The 13,311-nt window shown below is 41.2% G+C and carries 10 protein-coding genes; 1 reads left to right on the top strand and 9 read right to left on the bottom strand.

The window, feature by feature from the left end:
* Positions 1 to 24: 24 nt before the first annotated feature.
* Positions 25 to 2,850 (bottom strand): excinuclease ABC subunit UvrA, encoded by a 2,826-nt coding sequence (uvrA, locus tag CTER_RS22340; protein ID WP_004630243.1) that lies wholly within the window; start codon positions 2,848 to 2,850, stop codon positions 25 to 27.
* Positions 2,851 to 3,404: 554 nt separating this feature from the next.
* Between uvrA and thiT the strand changes: the two genes are divergently transcribed.
* On the top strand, positions 3,405 to 3,932 hold the full coding sequence (gene thiT / locus CTER_RS22345) for an energy-coupled thiamine transporter ThiT (RefSeq protein ID WP_004630236.1): 528 nt from the start codon (positions 3,405 to 3,407) through the stop codon (positions 3,930 to 3,932).
* A gap of 120 nt (positions 3,933 to 4,052) precedes the next feature.
* Here the strand turns inward: thiT and spoIVA are convergent, their stop codons facing one another.
* From spoIVA to pta, 8 genes are all read right to left on the bottom strand, one after another.
* Positions 4,053 to 5,531 (bottom strand): stage IV sporulation protein A, encoded by a 1,479-nt coding sequence (spoIVA, locus tag CTER_RS22350; protein WP_004629700.1) that lies wholly within the window; start codon positions 5,529 to 5,531, stop codon positions 4,053 to 4,055.
* A gap of 575 nt (positions 5,532 to 6,106) precedes the next feature.
* The gene (locus CTER_RS22355) at positions 6,107 to 7,102 is read right to left on the bottom strand and encodes an NAD(P)H-dependent glycerol-3-phosphate dehydrogenase (RefSeq protein ID WP_004630219.1); all 996 of its coding nucleotides are present in this window, start codon (positions 7,100 to 7,102) and stop codon (positions 6,107 to 6,109) included.
* Positions 7,103 to 7,239: 137 nt separating this feature from the next.
* Complete coding sequence (plsY, locus tag CTER_RS22360) at positions 7,240 to 7,884, bottom strand: glycerol-3-phosphate 1-O-acyltransferase PlsY (protein ID WP_040761948.1); 645 nt, start codon at positions 7,882 to 7,884, stop codon at positions 7,240 to 7,242.
* A gap of 57 nt (positions 7,885 to 7,941) precedes the next feature.
* Positions 7,942 to 9,267: a ribosome biogenesis GTPase Der gene (gene der, locus CTER_RS22365; RefSeq protein WP_004630068.1), complete on the bottom strand. Its 1,326-nt coding sequence runs from the start codon at positions 9,265 to 9,267 to the stop codon at positions 7,942 to 7,944.
* 355 nt (positions 9,268 to 9,622) lie between these two features.
* Positions 9,623 to 9,805, bottom strand: coding sequence for a 50S ribosomal protein L32 (gene rpmF, locus CTER_RS22375; protein ID WP_004622625.1), 183 nt, complete (start codon positions 9,803 to 9,805; stop codon positions 9,623 to 9,625).
* Between the two features lie 118 nt (positions 9,806 to 9,923).
* A complete protein-coding gene (locus tag CTER_RS22380) occupies positions 9,924 to 10,421 on the bottom strand; it encodes a YceD family protein (RefSeq protein ID WP_004629740.1) in 498 nt (165 codons plus the stop codon).
* A gap of 217 nt (positions 10,422 to 10,638) precedes the next feature.
* A complete protein-coding gene (locus tag CTER_RS22385; protein WP_004630101.1) occupies positions 10,639 to 11,832 on the bottom strand; it encodes an acetate/propionate family kinase in 1,194 nt (397 codons plus the stop codon).
* A gap of 127 nt (positions 11,833 to 11,959) precedes the next feature.
* Positions 11,960 to 12,955, bottom strand: coding sequence for a phosphate acetyltransferase (gene pta, locus CTER_RS22390; RefSeq protein ID WP_004629966.1), 996 nt, complete (start codon positions 12,953 to 12,955; stop codon positions 11,960 to 11,962).
* Positions 12,956 to 13,311: the final 356 nt, after the last annotated feature.

The raw sequence follows: 13,311 nt of genomic DNA on the forward strand, positions 1-13,311 counted from the left end.
TTTATTATGAAATTTATTGATACTTTATTTTAATATCCTTTTCAGATAATTTCCCGTATAGGAACCTTCAACCTTTGCTACCTGCTCAGGAGTACCCTGGGCAATAATGGTACCGCCCTTGTTTCCTCCTTCAGGGCCCAAGTCCAAAATATAATCGGAGGTTTTGATAACATCCAGATTATGCTCGATAACAACTATGGAATTGCCTGCATCCACAAGCCTCTGGAGAATGTCTATAAGTCTGTGCACATCGGCAATATGAAGTCCGGTGGTAGGCTCGTCCAATATATAGAGAGTACTTCCGGTACTTCTTTTGGACAGTTCGGTAGCAAGTTTGACCCTTTGGGCTTCTCCTCCCGACAGGGTGGTTGAGGGCTGTCCTACCTTGACATAGCCCAGGCCGACATCGTAAAGTGTCTGCAGCTTTCTTTGAATTTTAGGTATGTTTTTGAAAAATTCAAGTGCATCCTCTACAGTCATATTGAGAACATCAGAGATACTTTTCCCTTTATATTTGACCTCCAGTGTCTCCCTGTTGTACCTCTTGCCTTTACAAACTTCACAAGGCACATAAATATCAGGAAGAAAATGCATTTCTATTTTAATTATACCGTCTCCGCTGCAGGCTTCACATCTGCCTCCCTTGACATTGAAGCTGAACCTTCCGTTCTTGTAGCCCTTCATTTTTGCTTCTGTGGTAGCAGCAAAAACCTCCCTGATGAGATCAAATACTCCTGTATAGGTAGCAGGATTGGATCTCGGCGTCCTTCCGATTGGCGACTGGTCGATGTTTATAACCTTGTCCAGGTTTTCTACGCCATTTATGGCATCATGGGCCCCAGGCCTGGTCCTTGCCCTGTTCAACTGCGCTGCCAGGCTGTTGTATAATATCTCGTTTATAAGTGAACTCTTACCTGACCCTGATACTCCCGTAATTGAAGTTAAGACTCCAAGTGGTATTTTGGCATTGACTCCTTTAAGGTTGTTCTCCCTTGCCCCCAGGATTTCAAGCCACTTTCCATTGGGTTTTCTGCGTTTTTTGGGAACCTCGATACTCTTTCTGCCGCTGAGATACTGGCCTGTCAGGGACTCCTCACACTCAAGTATCTTTTCCAGCGAACCTTCGGCCACCACATTTCCTCCATGGATGCCTGCGCCGGGTCCCATGTCTATAATGTAATCAGCGGCATGCATGGTGTCTTCGTCATGCTCCACCACAATAAGGGTATTTCCCAAATCCCTCAGGCGGTTCAAGGTGGTCAGCAGTCTTGCATTATCTCTCTGATGCAGTCCGATGCTGGGCTCATCGAGTATATACAAAACTCCCATCAAACCCGAGCCGATCTGTGTTGCAAGCCTGATCCTCTGTGCTTCCCCGCCTGATAAGGTCCCGGCAGCTCTGGAAAGGGTCAGATAATCCAATCCAACGTCCACAAGAAACCCTATCCTGGCATTTATTTCCTTCAAAATCTGGTTTGCAATCATTTTTTGTCTTTCGGTCAGATCAATATTTATGAAAAAGTCCTTTGTGTCTGCAACAGACATGGTGGACAGCTCGTGAATATTTTTATTTCCTACGGTCACAGCGAGACTTTCGGGCTTCAACCTGGCGCCGTTGCAGTCAGGGCATGGAGTATTGCTCATGAACTGCTCGTAATACTGCTTCATACCTTCCGACTGGGTTTCCTTGTAGCGTCTCTCAACTACATTCATTACGCCCTCAAATGCGGCCATATAAGATCCGCTGCCGTATTCTCTCTCATACTCGACTTTTATTTTTTCACCCTTTGTCCCGTAAAGTATGATATCGAGTATTTGGGCAGGAAGCTTATGAACAGGAGTGTTGAGCTTAAACTTGTAATGCTTTGCCAAGGCATTGAAAATCATCCTGGTATAGGCATCTTCGCTCTCCACATTCCAGCCCGAAACCGTAATGGCTCCGTCGGCAAGAGACAGGGATCTGTCAGGTATCACAAGATCGGGGTCCACTTTGAGCAGGTTGCCCAGTCCCGTACAGGTAGGGCAGGCACCAAAGGGATTGTTGAAGGAGAACATCCTGGGTGTGAGCTCTTCAATGCTTATGCCGCAATCGCTGCAGGCAAAATTCTGGCTGAAAAGTATTTCTTCCTTACCGACAACGTCTATTATCGCAATGCCGCCGCTTAAGTGAAGTACAGTTTCCAACGAATCGGAAAGCCTCTTCTGTATATCCTCACGGATGATAAGCCTGTCCACGACAATCTCTATATTGTGCTTCTTGTTCTTGTCCATTGTGATTTCGTCATTGATGTCCAGCACCTGTCCATCGACTCTGATCCTGACAAAGCCGCCTTTTTTGGCATCCTCTATAAGCTTGTGGTATTCTCCCTTACGACCTCTGACAACAGGTGCAAGCAATTGGATCCTTGTGCCTTCCTCAAAAGAGAGTATCTGGTCAACCATCTGATCTACTGTTTGCTGGGTTATCTCTTTCCCGCATTTGGGACAATGAGGTATACCTATTCTTGCATAAAGAAGTCTGAGATAATCATGAATCTCGGTTACTGTTCCGACAGTGGAACGGGGATTTCTGCTGGTAGTTTTCTGATCTATGGATATGGCGGGTGATAAGCCGTCTATGTAGTCCACATCAGGTTTTTCCATTTGGCCCAGAAACTGTCTGGCGTATGAAGACAGAGATTCGACATACCTGCGCTGTCCCTCTGCATAGATGGTGTCAAAAGCCAGCGAGGATTTTCCCGACCCGCTGAGACCGGTAATAACAACAAATCTATCCCTTGGAATTTCAATGTCCACATTCTTTAGATTGTGCTCCCTGGCACCTTTTATGAAAATATTGTCCCTTATCATTTTTAAGCTCCATTTCTGCTTCATAAGATAAACATAAATTTCGGTTACTGTCTACCTGATAACACTTTTTCTATAATAAATATTAAATTTTACACTACTGTAAATAAAATCCTGCATGAATTTTATGCATTTATATTATATCAAAATAAGAAAAGAATGCAAACATTTGTTCGATAATTTCTAAAATTTTATTCTATTGAGTAATTATGGAATAAGCATGGATTAATTAAGCGGCCTATTGATCAACTTTTCATTGATATTATCTTAAACATCTGTTATAATAGCTTCGGATAAAAAGTATCCATATAATTTCATATTGTAAGGTATTGGCAGACAATTAATAATTCTTGACGGCATTATTTGACGGTTTGCTTTATACCTGAACGGGGAGCTGAAAATTGATTCGGCTGAGATAAGTATATTTACTTAAAACCCTTTGGAATGCTCTGCATTCCATGTACCTGATCTGGGTAATGCCAGCGTAGGAAAGCTTATTGTCATGCTGCATTTTTCCAAACAGGTATGGCATTTTTTATTTTAAGGAGGAGTTTACCATGAAAAAAATGTCTACCAGAATGTTGGTGGAGGCGGGCATTATGATTGCCTTAGCCCAAATATTGAGTTATGTTAAGATTTACGAGTTCCCTTACGGAGGTTCCGTGACAGCCGGAAGCATGATACCCATAGTGTTGTTTTCCATGAGGTGGGGAAGCAAAAATGGATTACTTGCGGGCTTTGTTTATGGAATACTGCAGTTCGTATTGGGACCCAAATATTCATACCATCCCCTGAGTGTTCTGCTGGACTATTTGCTGCCCTTTGCAAGTATTGGACTTTCGGGATTGATTAGAAAAAACCTGCTGACCAATATGGCAAGTATCACCATAGCTATGTTAAGCAGGTTCATTTTTCATTTTATTTCAGGAATTATTTTATGGGCACCCACGACCGGAGAAAATGTATACTTATATTCCCTGATTTACAACGGGAGCTATATGCTGCCTGAATTCCTCATTTCAGCAGTAATAATAGCCGCATTGTACAAACCTCTGAAGAGATTCTTATATGAAATAAATACTTAGAGATGTAAAAGGGAGGGATGCTTGGGCGTCCCTCCCTTTTACCGAATCCCATTTATTTGTACACCGGCAGGATCTACTTGCACTGCTTATTAAAATTATTACTGTTATAGAATTTTCTCACTATAATATGATACAGATTAAACCGCCGCTGCCCTCATTTATTATTTTCTGCAATGTTTCCTGCAGCTTGAGCTGAGCATCCTCAGGCATTCTGAACAGTTTATTCTGCAAACCTTCATTGACAAGTTCATGCAGTGATTTTCCGAATATATTGGACTCCCACAGTCTTGCCGTATCATTTTCAAATTCTCTGAGCAAATATGTAACCAGCTCTTCAGACTGCTTTTCGGTGCCAACCAGCGGGGCTATCTCAGTTTCAATGTCCGCCCTTATCATATGTATTGACGGGGCGCTTGCTCTGAGCTTGACTCCAAACCTGTTACCCTGTTTGATAATTTCAGGCTCCTCAAGTGTGAGCTCCTCCATCTGAGGTGAAACCATCCCGTACCCCTTCACCTTGACCTCGTGCAGCGCATATTCAACTCTGTCATACTCCTTTTTGATTCTGGCAAGATCCTTGATAAGACTGATTAATTTATGCTCACCCTCTATTTCCATGCCGGATTCTTCGCTGAGTATTCTGTACAGCAGACCGTCAGTCGTTGAAATGTCTACAAGAACCGAACCTTCTCCTAGACTAACCCTGTCAATTACTGACCTCTTTATGAAATCATATGCTTCAAAATCCGGCATAGCCAGCTTTATATCTCTTATTTTTCCCGCCGACTTAAAGGTTTCCCTTATGGAATCAAGCATATTGGCCTTAAGCCAGTGTGAATCCTCCAAAGCCTCAACCCATCTGGGAACGTTTATACCGATTTCATATATGGGGAATTCATACAGGATTTTTTCCATTACAGAATCTATATCATCTATTCTCATTTGCAAACAATCCATGGGAAGAACAGCTACTCCATATTTCTGTTCCAGTTCATCCCGGAGTCTGAGAGTTTCAGGATCTCTTGGCCTGGTGGTGTTGATTATCACAACAAAGGGTTTGTTAATGGACCTCAGTTCAGTTATTACCCTTCTTTCGGCATCTATATAATCTTCCCTGGGGATATCGGCGATGCTTCCGTCTGTGGTGACAACCACACCTATTGTGGAATGCTCATTTATTACTTTTTTAGTTCCTATTTCGGCTGCCTCTTCAAATGGAATCTGGTACTCGTACCATGGTGTCGACACCATCCTGGGTGCATTGTTCTCAAGATGCCCCATGGCCCCTCTGACCATATACCCCACACAATCAATCATTCTTACTTTCAATTGTACGTTTTCATCAATAACTACTTCTACTGCCTCGTTGGGGATGAATTTAGGTTCAGTGGTCATTATGGTTCTTCCCGACGCACTTTGTGGAAGCTCATCTATTGCCCTTTCCTTCTGGTATGCGTTCTCTATATTGGGGATAACCAAAAGATCCATAAATCTCTTTATGAATGTTGACTTTCCCGTCCTTACAGGTCCCACTATACCTATATAAATATCCCCTTGAGTTCTTTCAGCTATTTGCTGGTAAATATTGAATTTTTCCACGCTTAGAACCCTCCCCTATATTGCTACACGCCCAAATAGGACTATGTATTTTGTCACTTTCAATATTAAATATATGTCCGAAAACAGTTAATATTACAAAAATAAATTTGCAATCAAAAAATTATTCGTAAAAACTAAAAAGGAGCCCACATCCGCTTTCGTGATGTGACAGCTCCTCATATACCTATTAAATTCATTTAATTAATTTAACATGTTGTGCCAATTGAAAATTGTTTTTTGCTTTACAGATAGATTTAATTAGAATCAACTGGTAACGCGAGGACAACTTCATGAAATAGGATGCGCGGTTAAAAACAATTGCGGTAAATTGCCGACGAAGGTAAAGCGGTTTTGACGACAAAGCAGCAGGACGCTGCTTTGAGCTTCAAATCGAGACAGGATGTCGAGTTTGAGCGACGGCAAAATCGCTTTAAATGAGGCGCTACAATTTTCGCAATTGTTTTTGGTGCGTCCTATTTCATGAAGTTAGTACGGAAGTTACCAGTTGATATAAAAAATTACAGGTAAAGCAAATATAGAATAATTAGTACAACTAGTTAATTTAAATTCATTATTTACATTTCAGTTTTTTTGTCCCTGGTCATAAGATCTCCGACCGCATATCTCGGGTCCTTGCCTTCAAACAGAATACTGTAGGCTTCGCTGGTTATGGGCATTGACACACCCAGCTTTTTGGCCAGCTCATATGCCGGCTTTGTGGTAGCGACACCTTCCACTACCATATTGACCTCATCAAGTGCTTCCTGGACAGACTTGCCCTGACCTATCAATATACCCGCTCTTCTGTTTCTGCTGTGCATGCTGGTACAGGTAACAATCAGGTCCCCCACTCCCGTAAGGCCTGAGAATGTATCGGCATTTCCGCCCATTGCCACACCAAGCCTGGAAATTTCAGCAATACCTCTTGTCATCAGCGCGGCCTTTGTATTGTCCCCAAAACCCAGACCATCCGATATGCCGGCACACAGGGCTATAATGTTCTTGAGGGCCCCGCCCAGTTCAACTCCTATTACATCAGTGTTTGTATACACCCTGAAGTTAGCTGTCATAAACAAATCCTGCAAAAATTTTGCTACTTCCAGATTCTCAGACGCAGCCACTACAGTTGTGGGTATATCTCTTCCAATCTCCTCGGCATGGCTTGGCCCCGACAAAACCGCTATATTGTTATTCGGCAGCTCCTCCTGCATAATTTCCGATAAGAGTTTACAGCTGACATCCTCTATTCCCTTCGAACAGGTTACAACAACCGTATCCTTTGAAATCAGACCTGCCAGTGTTTTGCAATTCTGTCTGGTAGTCTGAGATGGAACTGCAAGCACAACAACTTCTGCATTTTTTACTGCATGTTCGATATCTGTAGTAAATTCAACACTATCCGGAACTTTTACTCCCGGCAATCTTGTCACATGCTCCCTATTTGCCTTTAACATGTTAATTTCATCTTTCATCGGAGACCAGAGGCTTACATTATTTCCGTTTTTCGATAACAGGACCGCCATGGCTGTACCCATACTCCCGGCACCGACTACTGCAACATTTCTGTTCATATTAACCTCCTAAGCCATGTTATGGCTTTGAGCCGCATTGCGGCCACAAAATGTAATGAAAATTTATATCCTTTATCGCTATAAGGCGAATAAAGGAGGTTAATTGGCCATTATATAAAATTACATTATAAATAGATTTAACCGTTGGTTTTTTTCTTCTGACCCAGCTTGGCCTCAGAGCCGTTTAGCAGTCTTCCTATATTCGCTTTATGTCTGGCTACGGCCAAAACAGCCAGAACAGCTGAAAAAATAATAAATATTGTGCCGTTTCCTTTTATAGCCGCACCTATTGGAAAAGCAACCGAGGCTATTATTGAGCCCAGGGAAACATATCTTGTAATTGCCACAATTACAGCAAATATTCCAAGCAGGATCAATCCAAGCTTCCAATCCATCATCAATACAACTGCGAAAGAGGTAAGTATTCCCTTTCCACCCTTAAACCCAAAGTAAACAGGCCAGTTATGCCCTGCTATGGCAGCTATTCCGGCTGCCATTCCGCCTATGCCTGCCAGATCAAGAGTTATGGATGCTGGTATTGAACTAATAATAATATTTCCTAAAAGGTATGATATAACACCCTTTAATATATCTCCGGCAATAACCATCACAGCTGCCGCTTTTCCCAGTGTCCTGAGGGTATTGGTCATTCCTGCATTGCCGCTGCCGTGCTTTCTGACATCGGTACCGTAAAATTTGCCGACTATGAGTGAAGTGTTCAAGCTCCCCAACAGATATCCTATTACAACAACAGCAACCAGCTTAATTACAAATAATCCCATATACATCCACCATTTCCGCCTTTACAGGCTTTATAACTTAATATCCGAAGGAGAATTCTATTCATCCTTGTTCCGCTGTCTGTGAATAAATTTAATAGGTGTACCTTCGAATCCAAAGTTTTTTCTCAATTGATTCTCAAGATACCGCTCATATGAATAATGGAAAAGCTCCAAATCGTTCACAAACACGACAAAGGCAGGGGGCTTGATTCCCGCTTGCGTCATATAGTAAATCTTCAGCCTCTTTCCTTTGTCGGAGGGCGGCTGAACCATTGCTGTCGCTTCATTGACAAGATCGTTAAGCATTCCTGTGGAAATCCTGAAGGCTGCCTGATCCGCAACATATTTTATCAATTCATAAATTTTATTGATTCTTTGCCCCGTTTTGGCAGATATAAACAATACCGGTGCATAAGTCATGAAACCTAATTTTTCATGTACCTGCTTTCTGTATTCTTCCAGAGTCCCTGTCTGCTTTTCAATCAAATCCCATTTGTTTATTACTATTATAGACGCCTTGCCCTGCTGGTGTGCATAACCGGCTATTTTGGTATCCTGCTCGGTAACGCCGTCCTCGGCATCTATCATTATGAGGCAGACGTCAGCCCTCTCTATTGCGGTCCAGGATCTGATGGTACTGTACTTTTCAATGCTTTCATTTATCTTTGCCCTTTTCCTGATACCCGCCGTATCAATAAAAGTAAATTTCTGCCCGTCGTTTTCCACGTGTGTGTCAATGGCATCCCTGGTTGTTCCGGGGATACTGCTTACAATAACCCTTTCCTCCCCAAGTATGGAATTTATTAATGAAGACTTTCCGGCATTTGGTTTTCCCACCACTGCTACTTTTATAACATCCTCATCTTCTTCGTTATCAATATCTTCGGGAAAATGTTCAAAAACAGCGTCAAGCAAGTCCCCCATTCCAAGGCCGTGAACAGAAGATATTACTACCATATCTCCCATGCCGAGGTTATAAAATTCGTATATTTCAGGCGGCGGGTCACCCACCCGGTCAACCTTGTTAACAGTCAATACAACCGGCTTCTGGGACTTTCTAAGCAAGGTGGCCACTTCCTTGTCGGTAGCTGTCATGCCGTCCTTTGCATCCACCATAAATATTATAACATCTGCAGTCTCAATGGCAATTTCAGCCTGCCGCTTCATCTGCTGCATTATTATGTCCTCTGAATACGGCTCAATTCCGCCTGTATCTATAAGGGTAAATTTCTTGCTTCTCCATTCAATCTCAGTATATATCCTGTCTCTGGTCACTCCAGGAGTATCTTCTACAATGGAAATCCTGCTTCCTGCAAGATAGTTAAAAAATGTTGATTTTCCCACATTAGGCCTACCAACAACTGCTACTACGGGTTTTCCCAAACCTTACACCTCCGCGTCTTTTATAAAAGCTTCCGATATAGCTTTACAAAGTCAAGCAAATACCTGGATTATTATTTGCTTTATTTGCCAATCAATGCATTGACTGATGCTTCTTCACTTGCTGTACACACAGGCCAAAAAATTATTTTAATATCATATTACTTTACTTCAGGTCCGGGATATCCGGATATTATTTCTTGTACCAATTGTAATATAATTTTTTTGACAAGTCTACCTGCGGCAATACTTATATGCCCGTTTTCCAACGGAATAATGCCTTTTTTTACACAACCTTTTTCTTTTAATAGAAATCAAAAAGCAGCAAGAGTAATCCTGCTGCTTTAATGACATATTATTATTTAGCTTCTACTTTAACTACCTGTTTGCCATCATAATATCCACATTCACCACATACCCTGTGAGGCAGCTTGAAAACATGACACTGTGGGCAGCTTACCAGAGTTGGCGATGCCAGCTTCCACTGGGATCTTCTCTTACCTGTTCTTGCCTTGGACCATCTACGCTTTGGATTTGCCATCAATAACACCTCCCTACTATAATGCAACCATCAAGAAATAATCAAACAATAAACCCTACATTTTTCAAGGCTATTCCTTGAAAACATACTTTATTATTTAATTATTTCCAGTAGAAACCTACTTGAAATAATCTTTAAGAATTTCCATTCTTGGGTCTACTATTTCGCGTTCATCACAATTACAATTTTTTATGTTCAAATTGGTACCACATGTCTTGCATAAGCCTTTGCAGTCTTCACTGCAGATTATTTTCATAGGCAGTGCAAGGATTATGTTGTCCATAAGTGGCTTATCAATGTCCACAACATTACCTTCAAATGTATATGCATCAACATCATCGGATTTGGAAACCTCGACAAAGCTCTCTTCTACCTTGATATCGGAAACCGTATCAACCTGTTTCAAACATCTGAGGCAATTCGCACTAAATTCAAAATGAAGGCCACCACTTAACTTTAACAGGCCACCCAAATTAACGATGCGCCCTGTGAACTCAAACGAAGGTTTGAATTCTACTGAAGTATCATACTCCCGTAATCCCGGCAGATTGTCACTAAAATTGACGTCTATTCCGGCCCCTTCAGTTTTAATAATATCAGACACATTAACTCTCATTAGTAACCTCTTAAAAACCGACAACTGATATTATACTAACTAATACCTCTTTTGTCAATAATTCAATTTCGGTAATTTTAAATGATTTTTGATCCTCCGGATTTGTATCCGGGCCCATCAAATTTATACTCAACCCCCGCATTGAAGGTTGAGTATATCTTTATTATTACCAATATTCCGATATCTATATATTCGTATCTATATAATAATGTAGAAATTATTTCAGAAGCCTTACGGTTTCTCTTGCAATGGCAAGTTCTTCGTTGGTCGGAATAACAAATGTCTTAACAGTGGCACCCGGTGCACTGATATCGATTTCCTGGCCCCTGATCTTATTCTTGTCAGGATCGATTTTTATTCCCAGGAAGTCCATATTGTCAAGGATTTGGGTTCTTATGGTTGAGTTGTTCTCCCCTATGCCGGCTGTAAATACAATTGCATCCACGCCGTTCATGACTGCAATATATTCACCGATAAACTTCTTGACACCATAAGCAAATATTTCAAGAGCCAGCTGGGCTCTTTTGTTTCCTTCTTCGGCAGCAGTGTGGAGATCTCTGAAATCGCTGCTTACGCCCGATACACCAAGTACGCCTGATTTCTTGTTCAGCAGTGTGCTTATACCTTTAACGGTGAGATCCTCCTTTTCCATCAGATAAGTAACGACCTCCGGGTCAATGGTACCGCTTCTGGTCCCCATTGCAAGCCCCTGCAGCGGTGTAAAGCCCATAGAGGTGTCAACTGACTTGCCCTTATCTACAGCACAGATGCTCGATCCGTTTCCAAGGTGACAGGTGATGATCTTTAATTCGCTTAAAGGCTTTCCGAGCAAGTCGGCAGCTCTTTCGGATACATATTTATGCGATGTGCCGTGGAAACCGTATTTTCTGATGCCGTATTTCTCATAAAGCTCGTAAGGTATGGCATAGAGATATGCATAATCGGGCATTGTGCTGTGGAAGGTTGTATCAAACACTCCAACCATGGGAACATCAGGCATTATCTGCTGACATGCTTCAATACCTACAATATTCGGCGGGTTGTGAAGAGGAGCTATATCAATACATTCTCTTACAGCGTCCATAACCTTTTCGTTTATAACTGCAGAGCTGTTGAACTTTTCTCCGCCGTGAACTATTCTGTGTCCGACGGCTGAAATTTCAGACATGCTCTTTATTACACCTATCTTTTCATCGGTAAGAGCAGCTATAACAGCCGCAATTGCATCTTTATGATTCTTCAGGACTTTACTTATTACTACTGCTTCTTCGTCTCCCTTTGACTGCTTGATAAATGAATTTTCAATACCTATTCTGTCACAAAGTCCTTTTGCAAGAACTGCTTCATTGGTCATATCGATCAGCTGATACTTTAATGAAGAACTGCCTGCATTAATAACTAAAACCTTCATTTATATTTCATCTCCCTAATTAATTATTTGGTTACTGAATATTTTTGATTGATCAAAACTTTATTTTAGATAAAATTTACATAATATTGTACTAAATATTATATTGTACCAAACTATTGTATCAAAATTACATATTTTGTGCCTGCACACAGGTAATAGCCACAACTCCAACTATATCCTCCGCACTGCAGCCTCTTGAAAGGTCGTTTACAGGTCTTGCAAGCCCTTGGATTATCGGGCCATAGGCATCAGCCTTTGCAAGCCTCTGTGTAAGCTTGTATGAAATGTTTCCGCAGTTCAGATCAGGGAATATCAAAACGTTTGCCTTACCTGCAACAGAACTTCCGGGAGCTTTTGACTGTCCGACGGAAGCAACTATGGCAGCATCTGCCTGCAGTTCACCATCAAGCTGAAGTTCCGGAGCCTTTTCTTTTGCGAGCTTTGTTGCTTCTACAACCTTTTCGGTTAATTCACTTTTTGCACTTCCGTAGGTTGAATAAGAGAGCATTGCCACTACAGGCTGGGCCTGAACAAGACTCTTGAAGGATTTTGAAGAAGCGATTGCGATTTCTGAAAGTTCCTCGGCATTTGGATTTTCAACAAGTCCGCTGTCACCATACACAAATACACCGTTTTCACCGTATTCACAGTTTGGAACAACCATTATGAAGAAGGCTGAAACCAGTTTTGCTCCGGGAGCTGTTTTTAATATCTGAAGTGCAGGTCTCAAGGTGTTTCCTGTTGAGTTTATAGCTCCGGCAACCATTCCGTCGGCCGCACCCATTTTTACCATCATTATACCGAAATACAATACGTTTTCACTCAACAATTTTCTTGCCTGCTCTATTGTCATTCCCTTGGCTTTTCTGAGTTCATACAAAGTATTTACATACTCGTCAAATTTATCAAAATCAGCAGGATCTACAATCTGCGCCTTTGAAATGTCCAAATCACCTGCCAACTTCTTTATTTCATCCTTGTTGCCAATGAGAATAATGTTTGCTATTCCTTGCTCCTGAATCATTGCGGCAGCCTTAATAGTTCTGATATCCGTACTTTCCGGAAGTACTATTGTTTTGATATCACTTTTTGCCCTACTCACAATCTGCTCTAGAAAATTCATACTACTGTTCCCCTTTCTTGTCCAGAAAATATTACTTGATTTAAAATAAATAAGCTTTAAATATTAGCTCAAATCCCGGCTTTTCTTACACAATTATTTCAATATTTCGATATTTAAAGTATTTCAATAATTAATGCATTTTATTTTATTACCTGGTCATATAACCTGAAACCAAGTATATTCGCCACTTTTATTATATACAACTTGTTCATTGTATACAAGATTAAATTTCATAGGATTTATTTTGATTAATTATGCAAATTCCCCAGATTGAATTCACAAATAAACCATAATGATATAAACTATATATAACAAGGTATCTTTACCTCGTTGAAACGCGCATAAGGTAAGAAAAT

Source organism: Ruminiclostridium cellobioparum subsp. termitidis CT1112, from assembly GCF_000350485.1.
GTDB classification, from domain to species: domain Bacteria; phylum Bacillota; class Clostridia; order Acetivibrionales; family DSM-1351; genus Ruminiclostridium; species Ruminiclostridium termitidis.